Origin of the sequence: Chitinophaga jiangningensis (assembly GCF_900142605.1) — a bacterium.
Taxonomy (GTDB): Bacteria; Bacteroidota; Bacteroidia; order Chitinophagales; family Chitinophagaceae; genus Chitinophaga; species Chitinophaga jiangningensis.
In genome coordinates, this window is the sequence record NZ_FRBL01000006.1 from 479,985 (window position 1) to 496,259 (window position 16,275).

9 protein-coding genes are annotated in these 16,275 nt (G+C 47.3%); 4 read left to right on the top strand and 5 right to left on the bottom strand.

Translation table 11 applies throughout. The features are described 5' to 3' along the window. The first annotated feature begins 12 nt into the window (after nucleotides 1-12). Together BUB18_RS17635 and BUB18_RS17640 are read left to right on the top strand one after the other, a co-directional pair. Nucleotides 13-2,334 carry a M1 family metallopeptidase gene (locus BUB18_RS17635; RefSeq protein ID WP_073083629.1) on the top strand — a complete coding sequence of 774 codons (2,322 nt, stop codon included), beginning with the start codon at nucleotides 13-15 and terminating at the stop codon, nucleotides 2,332-2,334. 63 nt (nucleotides 2,335-2,397) lie between these two features. Then, a complete protein-coding gene (locus BUB18_RS17640; RefSeq protein WP_073083635.1) occupies nucleotides 2,398-3,213 on the top strand; it encodes an alpha/beta hydrolase in 816 nt (271 codons plus the stop codon). Between the two features lie 88 nt (nucleotides 3,214-3,301). On the opposite strand, the gene BUB18_RS17645 is transcribed toward BUB18_RS17640, so the two are convergent. After that, complete coding sequence (locus BUB18_RS17645) at nucleotides 3,302-4,369, bottom strand: NADH:flavin oxidoreductase (RefSeq protein ID WP_073083637.1); 1,068 nt, start codon at nucleotides 4,367-4,369, stop codon at nucleotides 3,302-3,304. A gap of 88 nt (nucleotides 4,370-4,457) precedes the next feature. Between BUB18_RS17645 and BUB18_RS17650 the strand changes: the two genes are divergently transcribed. Next, entirely contained in the window at nucleotides 4,458-4,796 is a 339-nt protein-coding gene (locus BUB18_RS17650; protein ID WP_073083639.1) for a winged helix-turn-helix transcriptional regulator, read from the top strand. A 58-nt stretch (nucleotides 4,797-4,854) separates the two neighbouring features. Next, nucleotides 4,855-5,955 carry an alginate lyase family protein gene (locus BUB18_RS17655; protein ID WP_073083641.1) on the top strand — a complete coding sequence of 367 codons (1,101 nt, stop codon included), beginning with the start codon at nucleotides 4,855-4,857 and terminating at the stop codon, nucleotides 5,953-5,955. A 272-nt stretch (nucleotides 5,956-6,227) separates the two neighbouring features. Here BUB18_RS17655 and BUB18_RS17660 read toward each other — a convergent pair whose 3' ends face one another. From BUB18_RS17660 to BUB18_RS17675, 4 genes are all read right to left on the bottom strand, one after another. Next, complete coding sequence (locus BUB18_RS17660; protein WP_083550190.1) at nucleotides 6,228-7,787, bottom strand: SusD/RagB family nutrient-binding outer membrane lipoprotein; 1,560 nt, start codon at nucleotides 7,785-7,787, stop codon at nucleotides 6,228-6,230. Nucleotides 7,788-7,821: 34 nt separating this feature from the next. Next, the gene (locus BUB18_RS17665) at nucleotides 7,822-10,950 is read right to left on the bottom strand and encodes a SusC/RagA family TonB-linked outer membrane protein (protein ID WP_083550193.1); all 3,129 of its coding nucleotides are present in this window, start codon (nucleotides 10,948-10,950) and stop codon (nucleotides 7,822-7,824) included. Between the two features lie 352 nt (nucleotides 10,951-11,302). Further along, nucleotides 11,303-12,907, bottom strand: coding sequence for a SusD/RagB family nutrient-binding outer membrane lipoprotein (locus BUB18_RS17670; RefSeq protein WP_073083643.1), 1,605 nt, complete (start codon nucleotides 12,905-12,907; stop codon nucleotides 11,303-11,305). Between the two features lie 29 nt (nucleotides 12,908-12,936). Beyond that, nucleotides 12,937-16,080 carry a SusC/RagA family TonB-linked outer membrane protein gene (locus tag BUB18_RS17675; protein WP_083550196.1) on the bottom strand — a complete coding sequence of 1,048 codons (3,144 nt, stop codon included), beginning with the start codon at nucleotides 16,078-16,080 and terminating at the stop codon, nucleotides 12,937-12,939. Between the last annotated feature and the right edge of the window lie 195 nt (nucleotides 16,081-16,275).

Here is a 16,275-nt window from a genome sequence, read left to right on the forward strand (position 1 = left end):
TTTATACCGTTTATGAGAAGAAGTATATTCCTGCTTGGAATCTTGTGCAGCAGCACCTTTGCCCTGTATGCACAAAATAATCCCGGCTCTAACCATGGCAACCGCTTCGAGCAACTGGGCACCATGCTCCAGACGCCAAATATGTACCGCTCCGCCTCCGGTGCACCAGGACCTAAATACTGGCAACAAAGAGCCGACTACGACATCGCCGCCACACTCGACGATGATAAGCAGCGACTCACCGGCGCAGAAACAATCACCTATTACAACAATTCTCCCGATCCGCTCACCTACCTCTGGCTCCAGCTGGACGAAAACCAGCACGACGCCAAAAGTGAACTGCAGCAGATCAACGGTAGCCGCATGTCTGATAAAATGACCATGAGCGCTATCAACAACATTCTCAGGGAAGATAAAGACCTGGGCGTGAAAATTGCCAAAGTAACCGATGCGGACGGTAAAGCACTGCCTTATACCATCAACAGCACTATGATGCGCATCGACCTGGCACAGCCACTCATGCCGGGAGAAAAATACCGCTTCAAAGTGGAATGGTCCTATAACATCCCTGACCGCATGACCGTTGGCGGCCGCGGTGGTTATGAATACTTCCCGGAAGATAAAAACTACCTCTACACCATCACCCAGTGGTATCCACGCCTTGCTGTATATTCCGACTTTCAGGGATGGCAGAATAAACAATTCTTCGGCAGCGGCGAATTTGCCCTCACATTCGGCAACTTCAAAGTGCGCATGACCGTTCCTTCCGATCACATAGTAGGTGGTACCGGCGAATGCCAGAACTATAAAGACATGCTGACTCCTGCCCAGTATCAACGCTGGCAGCAGGCACAGTCCAGCAAAACACCAGTGGAAGTGGTAACGCTCGACGAAGCAAAAAAAGCTATGAAAAGCCATGCCTCCGCCACAAAAACCTGGGAGTATGAAGCCAGTAATGTGCGCGATTTCGCATGGGTATCTTCCCGCCGCCTCGTTTGGGACGCTATGGCTACCAATGTAGAAGGCAATAAGGTAATGGCAATGTCGTACTACGGTCAGGAAGCTTACCCGCTCTACAACCGCTACTCTACCAAAGTAGTAGCACACACCCTGCAATCTTACTCTAAGCATACTATCCCTTACCCTTATCCGGTAGCTATCTCCGTGGAGGCTGCCAACGGTATGGAATACCCGATGATCTGCTTCAACTACGGTCGCGCCGATAAAGACGGTACCTACTCTGAAGCCACTAAAAACGGTATGATTGGCGTAATCATTCACGAAGTTGGTCACAACTTCTTCCCAATGATTGTAAACTCCGATGAGCGCCAGTGGACATGGATGGATGAAGGTTTGAATACTTTCTGCCAGTTCATGGCGGAGCAGGAGTGGGACAGCAACTTCCCATCCGGCCGCGGCCCCGCGCATAAGATTGTGGATTACATGAAAATGCCGAAAGATCAGCTGGAACCGATTATGACCAATTCTGAAAACATCATCAACTTTGGTCCTAATGCTTACGCAAAGCCCGCTACCGGTTTGAATATTCTTCGTGAAACCGTGATGGGAAGAGAACTCTTTGATTTCGCTTTCCGTGAATATGCTCGTCGCTGGGCATTTAAACATCCTACTCCCGCTGACCTCTTCCGCACCATGGAAGATGCTTCTGCGGTAGACCTGGACTGGTTCTGGCGCGGATGGTTCTTCGGAACGGAGCCTTGTGATATCGCACTGGATACTGTTAAATGGTATCGCCTGGACTCAAAAAATCCGGCGGTAAATAATAAAGAGGCTAAGGCAGCTTACGACAAAAACATGGATCATGTTGCCCGTCGTAAAAACAAGGAAGAAGGCGTGAAATATGTGGTAGATCAGGATACAGAGCTACAGGACTTCTACAGTAAATACGACCGTTTTGCCGTGTCTAAGGAAGATCAGGCTGCATTCAATAATTATTATAACAGTCTCACTCCTGCCGAAAAGAAACTTTACGACAGCAAGAAAAACTTCTATGAGCTTACGTTCACGAACAAAGGCGGTTTGGTAATGCCAATACTGCTCGAGTGGACCTTTGCTGATGGTACGAAAGAAGTGGACCGCATTCCGGTTTACATCTGGCGAAAAAATGAAAACCAGGTAACAAAAGTATTTGCAAAAGATAAGCAGGTTACTGCTGTAAAACTGGATCCTTACCGCGAAACAGCGGATATTGATGAATCCAATAACAGCTGGCCGCGCGAGGCTACTCCTTCGCAGTTTGAGCTGTTCAAGGGCAGCAATACACCTCGGGGAGCCAGCACCGGCGATAACCCAATGCGCAAGGCAAGAAATTAAAAAAGCAGCAGCAATGCTGCTTTTTTTTTAGATATTTATCGCTGCATAAATATGATTTCCGTTATGAGGACACTCTTGTTTTTTATTTTCACATTCGTGGTACTGCAGGCCTGCCAGGCAGCACAGGTGGATACGATATCCATTCCCAGTGCCGTGATGCACCGCAGTTTCAAGGCGGTGGTAATTAAACCGGCTAGTTATAAAAATGGCAGCGAACGCTATCCCGTGGTATATCTCCTGCACGGATACGGCGGCAACTATGCCAATTGGGTTACTAAAGTACCGGCCCTGCGGGAGCTGGCAGACAAGTACAATTTCATGATTGTATGCCCGGATGGTGCCATTGGCAGCTGGTACCTGGATAGCCCGATCGACAGTAACTGGCGCTTCGAAACTTACGTAGGCACCGAAATACCAGCTTATATTGATCAGCATTATCAAACAGTACCTACTCCACAAGGCCGTGCCATTACCGGTTTAAGTATGGGGGGCCATGGGGGTTTGTATCTGGGTATACGTCACCAGGATATTTTTGGCGCAGCCGGCAGTATGAGTGGTGGCGTGGATTTCAGGCCATTCCCCCAAAACTGGGATATTGTAAAACATCTCGGTGATCCGGGCCCGGATGGGGCTAACTGGACCGAATACACGGTGATTAAACAGATAGAAAAGCTGGATAGTACCAGTAGAATGCCGCTGATCGTGGATTGTGGCGTGAGCGATTTCTTTATTGATGTAAACAGGAATCTGCATCAGGCGTTGCTGCAACGAAAAATAGCACATGATTATATCGAAAGACCCGGTGCGCACAACTGGGATTATTGGAACAATGCGATACAGTATCAGTTATTGTTCTTTCATCGTTTCTTTCAACATTAATTCCGTTTTGCGCCGCACTCACTCTTTTACATCCCCCTGGCATGTAAAAGAGTGAGTGAATCAGGTGCGGTGCCCACCGTACAATCTCTTAATAATACTTCGCCATACTCGCTGCTTCAAATGGCTTCATCTCATCAAATTTCCCATCTCTGAATTTCTGTACCCAGTGTGGATCCTGGAGAATAGAACGGCCAACGGCCACGAGGTCAAAATCCCCCCGTGTCAACCGGCGTTCCAGTTCCTGGAAGTTGGTGGAGGTATTTGATGTTTCGCCTCCAAAGCTTTTCATCACGTCATTGGCCAGCCCAACAGAACCCACGGTAATTGTAGGATGACCACTCACTTTCTTGATCCAGCCAGCAAAGTTGAGATCAGAACCTTCAAACTCAGGCTCCCAGAAACGGCGCTGTGATGCATGAAAGATATCCACGCCAGCATCTGCCAGCGGCAGAATCCATTCTTCCATTTCCGCTGGTGTGTTGGCGATCTTCGCATTGTAATCTGAAGACTTGAATTGCGAAAGGCGGAGGATCAGCGTAAAATCTTCTCCTACTGCTGCTCTTACGGCTTTGATCACGTCTACCGCAAAGCGGGTGCGTTCGCGGACGGTCTTACCGCCATACGCATCAGTTCGGGGATTGCTCTGGTCCCACATAAAGTAATCGATGAGATAACCATGCGCCCCATGCAATTCAGCTGCGTTAAAGCCCAGGTCTTTTGCGGCTTTGGCAGCTTTTGCAAAGGCGGCAATAGTAGCTTCAATATCTGCCACGGTCATGGTACCCGGATGTTCTTTGGCAGCGGGAGGCATCCAGCCACTCATCCCGGGAGCATCACCGGTATGCCAGATCTGTGGTGCAATACTGCCTTTATTTGCATGCACAAGGTCTACTACTTTCTTCCAGCCGGCCAGTGCTGCATCTCCATAAAAATTAGGTATATCCTTTTCGTTCTTGGAAGCAGGGCGGTCTATCACAGTGCCTTCAGTTATGATCAGTCCTACATCGGCGGCCGCACGTCTGCCATAATATTCGGCCACTTGCTGTCCAGGCACTCCATCGGGTGAAGCCAGTCTTGTCATCGGTGCCATTACAAACCTGTTTTTCAGGTTCAGGCTCTTAAATTGATACGGTTCAAAAAATGCGCTGTGATTCATTTGATAATTTTATTACACAAAGCAACGACGATTACTTTAAATTTATACGGCATTTGCTTTAAACTAGTAACCATAAGGTAAGTAGAAAATGAAACAAACCATCCCCACCAAGTATACCTATTGTCCCGTAGAGCACGTTACTGCCATAGCCGGCTCCCGTTGGAAGCTCATCATTGTATATGTGCTGCGGGAGCGCACAATGCGCTTCGGTCAACTACATGCGATTGTAGGTGATATCTCCGCCAAAGTGCTCACCAACTGTCTCCGTGAACTGGAAGCAGATGAAGTATTGGTACGCCATGCCATCTCACCTTCCCGCGTAGAATATTCTCTTACCGAAAAAGGCCGTGAGCTGGTTCCCATCCTCGTGGAGTTGGTAAAATGGGATAAGAAATTCTTTCCTGCGGCCGTGGAGAAGGTTGCATGAGTTAGGAATAAAGCAACTTCTTATTTAATTTTACTTGTAATCGATTGCAATTTGAATTATGAAGAAGTTATTACAGCACAGCATCACCGTAGCGTTCCTATGTGGCATTTCACTGTCAGTCGCAGCTAGTGGCCCTAAGCCAAAGAAATTTTTGCACCCGGCCATTCTCAATACCAAGGCCTCCCTGGATAGGATTAGCAAAGAGGTGGACAAAGGCGACGCCGTCCGCGTAGCCGCTTATAAGCGGGTGGAAGAATTTATTGAACGCAGCGACTATCCCACTGCTTACTTCTCCACGATAGTTGTAGGTTCCAACGGAGCTACCTCTCCTTCTAAATCGCAGATCCGGCGGGATGCGGAACTCGTATATGCCTTCGCGTTAGCCTGGGCTAAAACGGGGAAACCGGAATATGCGGAAAAAGCTATCGGCCTCATTAACGGTTGGTCCTATGCCTTTAAAAATTATGACCTGTTGAATGCTGCTACCAATAAACGCCAGCCGGGACTCGAAGCCTGCTGGACCACCCCGGGCTTTGTAGCGGCTGCCGAAATCCTGCGATACTATAAGGTGGATGGGAAAAGTGCAGGCTGGAAAGCAGCAGATATTGCCCAATTCGGCAATTACCTTCGCACCGTTGTAGGAGAGTACATCAATGTGATGCCGATCTATAATAACAACTGGAACGCCTCGCAGGGCTATGCCAAAATGGCCATAGGCATCTTCCTGGATAGTACGGCCTTATATCAGGAAGGCTATGATATTACCGCGAAGTTTATGCCTATAGTCATCAAACAAAATGGGGACATCCCTGAATATTGTGATCGCAAAGATTGTGTGCACTTTCAGTATTCCCTCACCGCTTTTTCCTATGCCGCCCAGCTGGCTCAATTGCAGGGGGATAAATCCCTTTGGGAATTTGGGGAGAGATTAATGGCAAGAGGATATGATTACATGCGTAAAGCCTGGGATAATCAGGCGGAATGCTCCTTCTGTTCTGCTAACAGTAAGATCTTCCCGGGAGTAGAGGTCGCAGCTAATTATTATAAAACAGCCAATCTGGATTACCTGCGCCAGTTGCAGGCGCCGCTGGGCTGGCCTGGGGATTATACCTTCCTGGGATTTACTACTTATACCCATTTCGAGGTATCGTTTAAGTAAGGTTTACAGGGAATGCCTTCCCATTTTTGCACTAGCCTGCCGCGCGCAGCGCGGACACCCAGAGGATGACACCGAAGGTGGCATCCTTAAAAACAAAAGAGGTCGTCTAAAGAATAGACGACCCGTTCAATAATGCTAAATATGTCCTAGTTGTTATGAAAGTATTATTGTTGCAAGAGCTTTAAAAAAAGGGCCGTGAGTAAGAGTACAAACGGCCTTTAGCATCTTGTATGTGACCTATGTATTAAACGTTAAGCTAGTGCCAAAATATTTTATTTATCCCACCATACACGGGTGTTAAAGTTATTTGCACCTTGTGTATTGATGGCATCATTATAGTTTTTAGCGTTGGCGCTGGCTTCTACTGCCGGGTACAGCATTCTTCTTGGAATCTGTCCGCCGTTATTATCACCCGGATAGATTACCGGTGTTAATTTAGGGAAGTCAGTTCTTCTCCAGTTACTAAACACTTCGTACCAATCCAGGAAGCTGGCAGCCCAATATTGGGTATTGATCTGCTCCAGTGCTTTAGCCGCATCAAACGGATGAGCAGCCAGGTAAGTAGTAGCAGCTCCTTCACTGATGGTAGCAGCAGCGTCATACTGTTTCAGTTGCGTCATAGCGGCCTTTACACCATTTTCATAGTGGGTGGCAGCATTCGCTCCCACGTTCCAGCCACGTTGCGCGGCTTCAGCCAGCAGCAACTCTGTTTGTGCATAGGTTACCAGAGAAGTATAACCATCCAGTTTCGCAAAGATGTCTTTACGCACGGTAGAATAGTTAGCCACCGTATCCTTGAAGCCAGGTGCTTTATGTACATCGTTTGGCGTACTGGCACCATTTTCATCATAGCCATTAGGTAAGCCGATCTGGTTAGCAGGAGTTCTGTCACCAGTCAGGTTGATTTGTGCATATACACCCAGGCGAGGGTCGTTGTTGTTTTTCAGGAAGTCTACAAAGGTTTTGCTCAGGTAAACGTTGCCTTTCGCAACCGCATCCCACTCACCACCAAGGATATTGCTGTTCCTGTTTACCGTAGCACGGCCACCGGCGCCATTATGGCTTACATTAGCGTTATCGTCAATAGAGGTGAAAGTACCGCCTGCATAAGCTTTTTCTACCCATGTTTTAGCGGTAGCTTCTTCTACTTTGGTCATACGCATACCTAAACGCACCATCAGGGAGTAAGCAAGCTTTTTCCATTTAGCCAGATTACCGGCATAGATGATATCTCCTTTACCTACCACATCTTTAGTAGCATCCAGTGCCTTAGCTGCTTCATCGAGCTCCTTCAGCATGTCTGCATATATCTCTTTCTGGGTATCGTATTTAGGAGTGGTCGTGTTGTCGAGGTAGCCTTTACCTGCCTGGCTGTAAGGCACCATTCCATACAGGTCGGTCAGGCGGTGGTAGATCAGTACACGGGTAATCCTGCTGATGTTGTACAGGTTAATCGCACCTGGTTTACCTTTCGTTTGCGCAATTACGTCTTCAATATATTTAACTTGTGAAGGATAGGCAACCTGGAAGTAAGAGGCTGCAAACCCGTCGCTCCGGGAATATTTATCCCCGTTATACCAGCCGGTGGTAGAAGCCAGTTGTTGCGTCATCAAACTTAAGTAGATGATGTTTACGCGCCAGGTTTCGAAACTGAAGTCGTTGTTACCGGTAAATTCCAGTTGTGCCCTGGTAAGGGAATAAATTGGAATGGTAGTTTCAGCGGAAGCACTGTTTGGATCAGTGTTCAGTGATTCGAAGTTTTTAGTACAGGACGACAAAAACGTCAGTGCCGGTACTGCCAGTAGTATGGTATATTTTTTCAGTGATTTCATGTTGCTGTTTTTTGAACTTCGTACAAATCCTTAATTAAAATTTCACGTTGAGGTTCAGACCATAAGAGGCTGCTGTTGGAACACCTGCATATTCCAGACCCTGACCAACGCCGGAAGTGTAGAATGATTCAGGATCGATATTAGGCACATTCTTTTTGATGTAGAACAGGTTTCTTCCTACCAGGGAAAGACTCAGGCCACCAATTTTATTTTTGAAGGCGCTGGCAGGGAAGTTATAAGTAAGGCTAAGTGAACGGAATTTGATGAAGTCTGCGTCATACACCTGTAAAGCAGAGATGGTAGACAGACGGTTGTAGTAAGTCTGCGCATCCACTTTGCCGGAAACAGCTTTACCGGTAGCATCCACACCTGTTACAGTAACACCACCACCTTCGCGACCTGCGAGGGTTTCCTTATGAAGGCCCATGCTGTAAGCGGTAGCATTGGTACCGGAGTACATTACTGCACCATCTTTGAAGTCAATGAGGAATGAAAGGCCGAAACGTTTGTAGTTGAATTCGTTGCTCCAGCCGCCAGTGATAGGCGCTACAGCAGTACCGAGGTATTTGAGGTTACCCGCCTGTGGCAGGCCATTGTCCAGGATCAGGTTACCTTTGTCGTCTCTCAGGTAATCAAAACCAGTAATTTGGAATGCTGGTAAACCAACTGCTTGTTTTACATAAGCTCTCTCTGTTCTGGATTCGTCCATCTGTAAGTCAGGCTGGCCGTCTGTCAGCTGTACAACTGTATTTTTGTTGTTGGTGAAGTTAATAGTGGTAGTCCAGCTAAAGTGATTGGTTTTCACTGGTGTACCAGATACTAACAATTCAATACCGGTGTTTTCTATTTTACCCAAGTTTACATATTTCTTGTCATAACCAGAGGTATAAGAAATGCTGCTCGCTACGATATCATTGTTAGTAGCTCTTTTATACCATGCAAAGTCAACGCTCAACCTGTTGCGCAGGAATGCCAGTTGGGTTCCTACTTCATACTCTGTTGCCATCAGTGGCTCCAGTGCTTTATTCGGAATTTCTGTTGGCATGCTGCCGATTGGAGCACCATTGATAGAAGCACCGGCCAGGGTAGAATAGTAGAGCTGTGTTTTTTGTGGTTCTGCATCACCACCTACTTTAGAATAACCTGCGCGGATTTTGGCAAGGCTCAACCAGTCAGTTTTGATGGTTTCGGACAGCAGGTAAGAGAGGCTGGCAGAAGGATAGTTGTAAGAGTTTTTACCTTTAGGTAAGGTGCTGGACCAGTCATTACGATCTGTTATGTTCAGGAACAACATGTTTCTGTACGACAGTTCAGCGGAAGCATACACGGAGTGGATCTCTTTATTGGGTGTAGTGAGAGATGGTACTACAGAGCTACCGGTAGCAGGGCTGTATACGTTTTTATACGCCAGTCCGTCCGCATTCATGCCGATGTTTTTAACATCCTGCTTCATGAAGTTACCACCTACGTTAGCACTGATATTGAACTGGCTGCCCAGTTTTTTATTGATACCGGCCATCAGTTCGGCATTCAGCTCGTTGAAGGTGTTGGTTTGATCACCGAGCAGTTTACCGTCGTGCTTAAAGGCAATGCCGTAAGGCCAGATGCTCACCCCGTTGAAGGTATAGTTATCATTGCTCAGGCGGCCCTGGAAGAACAACCAGTCTGTTGCCTGGTATTTCAGTGTACCTGTAGCAGTAGTCCTGTTTTTGTTAGTCAGGTTAGTGGCTTTGGCAGCAGCAAAATACGGATTGGTATTGTACTGGTTAGAGTTGAATTCAGTTTCAAAGTCAGTCAGCGGATCCCATCCTGGTGCCAGTGATTTAGCTGGTACGTTATTAGGCAGGAACCTGATGGCAAAGTTACCGTTGGCAGGCGCATCACTCACGTTAGAGCGGTTCGCGCGTTCTTTAGAATAAATAATATTCACACCACCGGAAAATTTGTCGCTCAGCTTATAATTCAGATCCAATGCAACGTTATTACGTTTGTAATAAGAATTTGGATACACTCCCTGATTCCTCAGGTCGCCAAGGGATAAACGGAAGGATGCCATTTCATTACCACCTGAGATAGCTACGGTGTTGGAAATAGTATTACCTGTTCTGTAAAAATCCTTGAAGTGATCTCCGGCAACATTGGAGTAAGGAGCATTAGTGCCGTTGAATAATGGCGTTGATGAGCCATCGAGTTTAGCACCCCAGGAGGATAAGCCGGTTGCTTTGGCACCACCGGCATCTGTAGGTTTGGCACCTTGTGTACCCTGACCATACTGATCCTGGAAGTCACGGAAGTCGTGCACCTTGTCGATCGTAAAGTTGCTGTTTACCTCTACACCCAGGCCTTTACGGGCTTTACCTGATTTGGTGGTGATGAGGATAACGCCGCCTAAACCGCGGGAGCCATACAGCGCTGCTGCAGGACCGCCTTTCAGTACCGTAATATCTTCGATATCATCCGGGTTGATGCTGGCCATACCGTCTCCCATGTCGGAGCCGCCGTATTTACCCGGGTTACCCATGTTAGTGTTATTATATGGCACGCCATTTACCACATATAATGGTTGTACAGTACCCGCAACAGATACGGTACCACGAATGCTTACACGGCTGGAACCGCCGGCACCGGTGGAAGGAGCCGTACTGTTTACACCGGCTACTTTACCTACCAATGCATTGGCTACGTTGATCTCACGCGCCTGCGTAAACTCACTGCCTTTTACTTTGGTCATGGCATACCCAATGCTTTTTTCTTCTCTTTTGATACCCAATGCGGTTACCACCAGCTCATTCAGCCCGGTAGCGCCTTCTTCCATGGTTACGCTGATATCAGCACTGCTGCCTACCGCTACTTCCTGTGAACCGTAACCTACAAAGCGAAATACCAGGATATCCCCTGCTTTGGCCGAAATAGTGAAACGACCATCCGCATTCGCCTGGGTACCTTTGGTAGTACCTTTAATCAACACAGTAACGCCGGGTAATGGCGTGCCTTTACTGTCTTTTACAATACCGTGAATCTCCTTCTGCTGGAAGTTGCTGTACAAAGCAGTAGCATTAGCCACCCTTGCAGCGGAAGCGGCAAAAGCATTGTCAGTAATCGCGGCACTCAGCGTGAGCCCGGCTACTGCACATACTTTTACAAGGCGTAGGTTTGTTTTCATACTTACCTAATTTTGATTTTGGTTTGGATAAATGTTTATTTAAACCCCCGATGCTCAAGTGAACCGTCCTTCATAATTGAGTAGTCAGTGAAATCTTACAGGTCAAAGGGATACATCAGGTCTAATTATTACGTATAGTCGTTATAGTTACAGTTATTTTTATTTTGATCGCTGTATAGTAGTCGGGGCTAAATTCATTTGGTACCATCCCAACATTAAAAAATTGCAAATTTTTTTTGCAAATTTTTTGAAGTGTATGTTTTACACATTTTGGACGGCCAATAAAAAAAGCCGGTCCTTGATAAGACCGGCATTGATTTTTTATGCACGCGATTCAAAAAAGAGATTGTTATTATTGTTTTGGATCCCACCACAAATGCGTACCACCCACGTCTTTCGGCTCACTCAGCATACCAATGGCCCGCTGCACCGCCGCATTATTGGTCTGATACTCATTACTCGGAAAGATTGCTCTTCTCACAAAATCAGTGGTACTGATCTTTCCACCACTATTATTTATCACCACGGGGAACAGCTTAGGATACCCGGTTCTTCTGAACTCGCTCCACGCTTCCTGCCCCTCCGGATAATTGGCGATCCATTTCTGGGTAATCACACGCTCCAGGTTTCTTTCGAAAGATGCAGCCGCATCCCATTTGATCGTAATGGTACTCAGATAAGGGGAGCCTGTGGTAACATCGTTACTACCAGCCGTACTAGCCTTAGGATCTGCATAAGCTAATGGTTTGGCAGTACTGTTATTAATATAGGTATCAGCATCGGCCAGCTTGTACTGGTCAAACGATACCCGGATGCCCTGCTCATAGTTGGCCTGTGCACTACCGGCATTAGCCCAGCCACGCAGCGCCGCCTCCGACTTCAGAAACCACGCCTCGGCAGCCGTCATCAGCTGTATCTTGCTGGCAAATTCAGCCAGTTTGGAATACCCTACGTATCGCTCCTTCGCATCTATATTAATCCCATTGCGGATACCTTTATATTTTCCTGCCACAGCGGCATCGGTAGCGGTACGGAAATACTTTGGTAACCTCGGATCGGCATAGCCACCCATGATAGATTCCATCGGTGCACCCATGCGGATATCATCCCAGGAGCCGTTAATGGTATTCAACGGATGGGTAGTGCTGCCGATATCCACCAGAAAGTTGTCGCTCGCATCCAGCAGCAAACCCGCCGGATCGGCCAGCGCCGCCTCGCCTTCCTGCTTCGCTTTGGCCGGATCTATGCGCACAATACGTAACGCAAGCCGCAAGCGCAGGGTGTTGGCAAAACGCAGCCATTTCGTATAGTTTCCCCCGTATACCAGGTCAGCTTTCGCAAACAGGGTGCTGGCAGTTTTGCCGGCAAAAGGGGTCAACTGTGCCACGGCATCCTTCAGATCAGCAAAAAATGCATTGTACGCTTCCTGCTGCGAATCAAAGTCAACACCTCCTTCTGCATTCGGAGTATTGTACTTGGTGTATATAACGGGACCGTATATATCACTGATCCTGTGCATCGCGGCTACCCGCAGAATTTCCGACATCCCTACAGCATCGGGCAGCTTCTTATCTTTCGAAAACTGAATCGACTTATACAGCGGATTCATCACATTAGCGTAAGCAATGGTGAAGGCGGAACTGGTCCAGCCATCCAGTAAATTGTAATTCAGGTTGTTACTGTTGCCGGCAAAGGGCGTGGCACTCATCATGTATCCACTGAACACATCCCCTAACAGGTTTTGTTGCAACTGAAAGGAAGGCACCGGCTGATACAGATAAATACTGCGCTGCGCCTGCTGCAGCTGCGCCGCTACGATGGCGTAGTCGCCCTGCAGATCGGTATCGGTTGACCCGTAAGGATTCTTGTTGATCTCTTCAAAATTCTTGGTACAGCTGCCAAAACTAAGTATCGCTGCAACTGCCAACCCTGCTATCTTCAATGATTGAGAATTCATAACTTTTGTTTTTGTGGTTCTGAATCGGGTTAGAGGGTAACTTTCAGGTTAAGACCAAAACTGCGGGTAGCAGGCAGGCCAAATACATCCACACCCTGTAAACCATTGTCGGTACTCATGCTCAGCTCAGGATCATAAGGTGCTTTCTTGCTGAAGAAAAACAGGTTACGTCCTACCAGGCCTACCTTCAGGTCCTTCAGTACCTTGCTGTTGGTAGGAATGGTATATACCACGGAGAATTCTCTCAAACGTACGTTGGTAGCATCGTACATATAGTATTCAGTGATACCGGCACGGCCACCAACTGCACCATAAAATACTGCCGGATCAATAGGGCCGGCAAACTTGCCGCCACTGGCTTTGGTGGCATTGATATTTACGCCGCCCGCATCCCGTGCATCCGCCGTATTTTGAGATACACCGTATTCATCCAGCATAGCCTGGGTAACGCTCATTACTTTACCACCAAAGCGGCCGTCAATCAGGAAATTGATATTGAAATTTTTCCAGGTGATGCTGTTGTTCCAGCCCAGTAAAAATTTAGGCGTAGGGTTGCCCAGGTAAGTGAGCGGGCCATCTGCTGCCTGCGGCTTACCATTGTCATCTACCAGGATGCTGCCATCTGCGGCACGTTTAAATGCCCTGCCGTAAATATCCCCGAAAGAGCTGCCCTCATGCAGCACCAGCGCATAGTTATTCACGTTATCTCCCTTGGGAGTAATGGTGTAATCGCCGCGCAGCTGTGGGGCCAGCTCGATCAGGGTATTTTTGTTACGCGTGAAGTTGAAGGTGGTAGTCCAGCTCAACTCTTTCTGTTTGATTACCTGGTAACCTAAAGTGGCCTCAATACCCGTGTTGCGCACGTCACCAGCATTGATGAAGGCGTTAGGGTAGAGGAAGCCACTCGATATGCGGAAATCGAAGTATTGATCTTTGGTGTGAGAGTTATACCAGGTGAAGTCGAAGTTCAGCCTGTTATCCAGAAAACGCCATTCGGTACCCAGCTCCACGGAACTAGTCATCTCTGGTTTCAGCGGCTGTCCCAAAAATGCACCGGAGGTATTGGAAGTTAATATACCGGAAGTAACCGTATTGGTCGGTAAAGTTGCAAAAGGTGCAATGTCGTTACCCACTTTTGCGTAAGATGCACGGATTTTTCCATAATTAACCCACTCCGGCATTTTCACTAAATCACTCAGGATAGTATTCAAACCTGCTGAATAATAGAGGTATCCTTTCTTCATGTTTGGTGAATACGCAAGGGTGGATGACCAGTCGTTACGACCTGTCAGATCCAGAAATACCTTCTCTTTAAAATTAATACCGGCAGTAGCAAACACGGACTGCAGCTGTCTTCTCAGCCCTGTAGGCGTCACCTTGGTAGCAGAGTTCAGGTTCAGGTTACCAATATGAAATACATTCGCAAATGCCAGGTCACCATCTTTTGAATCCAGGAAAGTACGATCCTGCTTCAGGTCGGTGATGCTGGTACCTGCTGTAAAGTTCAGCCCGAAATTATCAGACAGCTTGGGTGTACCCACCACTAACAGGTCACCATAGTATTGGGTACTGGTGATGTAATCATAGGTATAGCGACCATTTGCATCTGCAATCGTGGTTTGTGTACCGGCATTGGCTTTCAGCTCATATTTATCCCATGATTTGTTGGCATTACCTCTGGCCTGAATGTTCAGCCATGGCGTTAATTTATAACGGAGCGTAATGGCAGCAATGAGGTTGTCCTTCTTATTTTCAGTAACGTTGCGGTTAAGGATCCAGTAAGGATTTTGCTGGGAGTCCTGGCCGCTTTTATCTTCTTCATAATTCAGGTTCCACCAGTTTTGCAGGTACATGTTGCGTTTTGCACTCAGGTACTCATAGTTATCCACATAGTTCTGGAAGTTGAGGCCTCTCGGAAACAGGTACAAACCGGTGAGGGAGTTATAGTAAAGTCCTGAACTTGGGCGGTTATGCGCATTCTGTGTGGTGGCCAGCACATTCGCGTCAATGTTTAACCGGTCGTTGAAGAAGTTCGCGTTTTCCCTGAAGTTAACAGTATGCTGATCAAATTTGGTAGTAGGCACAATTCCCTTGTTCGTGGTGTTGGAATAAGAGAAGTAAGTCTGCGCCTTTTCCGTACCGCCCGACAGGTTGATGGAGTTGATCCACGTTTGCCCGTTCTGGAAGAATGATTTTACGTGATCCGGGCTGGAACCTTTGCTGCCCCAGCTGTACAGGTTGTCTTTATTCGTTTGGAGATAGGAGAATTGCAAATCCGGTCCGTAAGCGGCTTTGTCGAGCATAAAGTTGGAAGAGAAGTTCACTTTTGTCTGACCTGCTTTTCCTTTTTTAGTGGTGATCATAATCACCCCGTTGGCAGCCTGGCTGCCATACAGTGCAGAGGCAGAGGCACCTTTCAGGACGTTCACACTTTCAATGTCGTCAGGATTGATAGTACTGAGGATGTCCCCACCATCCCTACCGCCGGAAGAAGCTCCGGATGATTGTCCCCACAGGTCGGTAGGTTGTGCACTGGTGAAGTTCGCAATAGGAACTCCGTCTACAACATACAATGGCTGATTTTCGCGTATGGATTTCTGTCCGCGTAATACTACCCTTGCGGAACCGGCTACACCAGAGGCACTTCGGTTTACCTGCAAGCCGGAAATTTTTCCGGATAAACTATTGACCACGTTTGTTTCTTTCACAGTGGTGAGGTCTTCGTTTTTCACCGACTGTGTGGAATACGTTAATTCTTTTGCTTTACGCTGAATGCCCAGGGCAGTAACCACCAGCTCATTCAGCCCTTTTACATTGTCATCAAGGGTTACATTTACTGTAGCGCTATTACCTACTGTTACTTCTTTTGGAGCAAAACCTACAGAACTAAATACCAACACATCTCCATTTTTAGCTTCCAGTCGGTAAGTACCATCGGGGCCCGTTTGCGTGCCTCTGTTGGTACCTTTTACCTGTACGGTTACTCCTGGCAGCGCATTTCCTTTGCTGTCACGAACAGTACCAGTAACATTGCTATTCTGGAAAGTGCTCTTTAATGAAACTGCCGTAGCCGAAAGGTTAGCGGCCTTCGCCTGCATATGAACTGCTGTTATGGAAGTGAGGACCACACTGGTAGCCACGCACATTCTCATAAGGCGTAGGTTGTTTTTCATACATGCCTTTTTAAGATTAATGAAATGGGTATTGATCAAAGTGTTCCCCGGGAATTTTTTAGCGCTATGTATGATGAAGATGTCGGGCGGGAATTAACTTAGTACCATGTAGTTTGAAAAAAAGTTTTCGTGCGTTAATAAAAGCGGCCGCAGGCCGCTTTTATTAACGCACGAGTTTTTCTCTCGCCGAAGGCG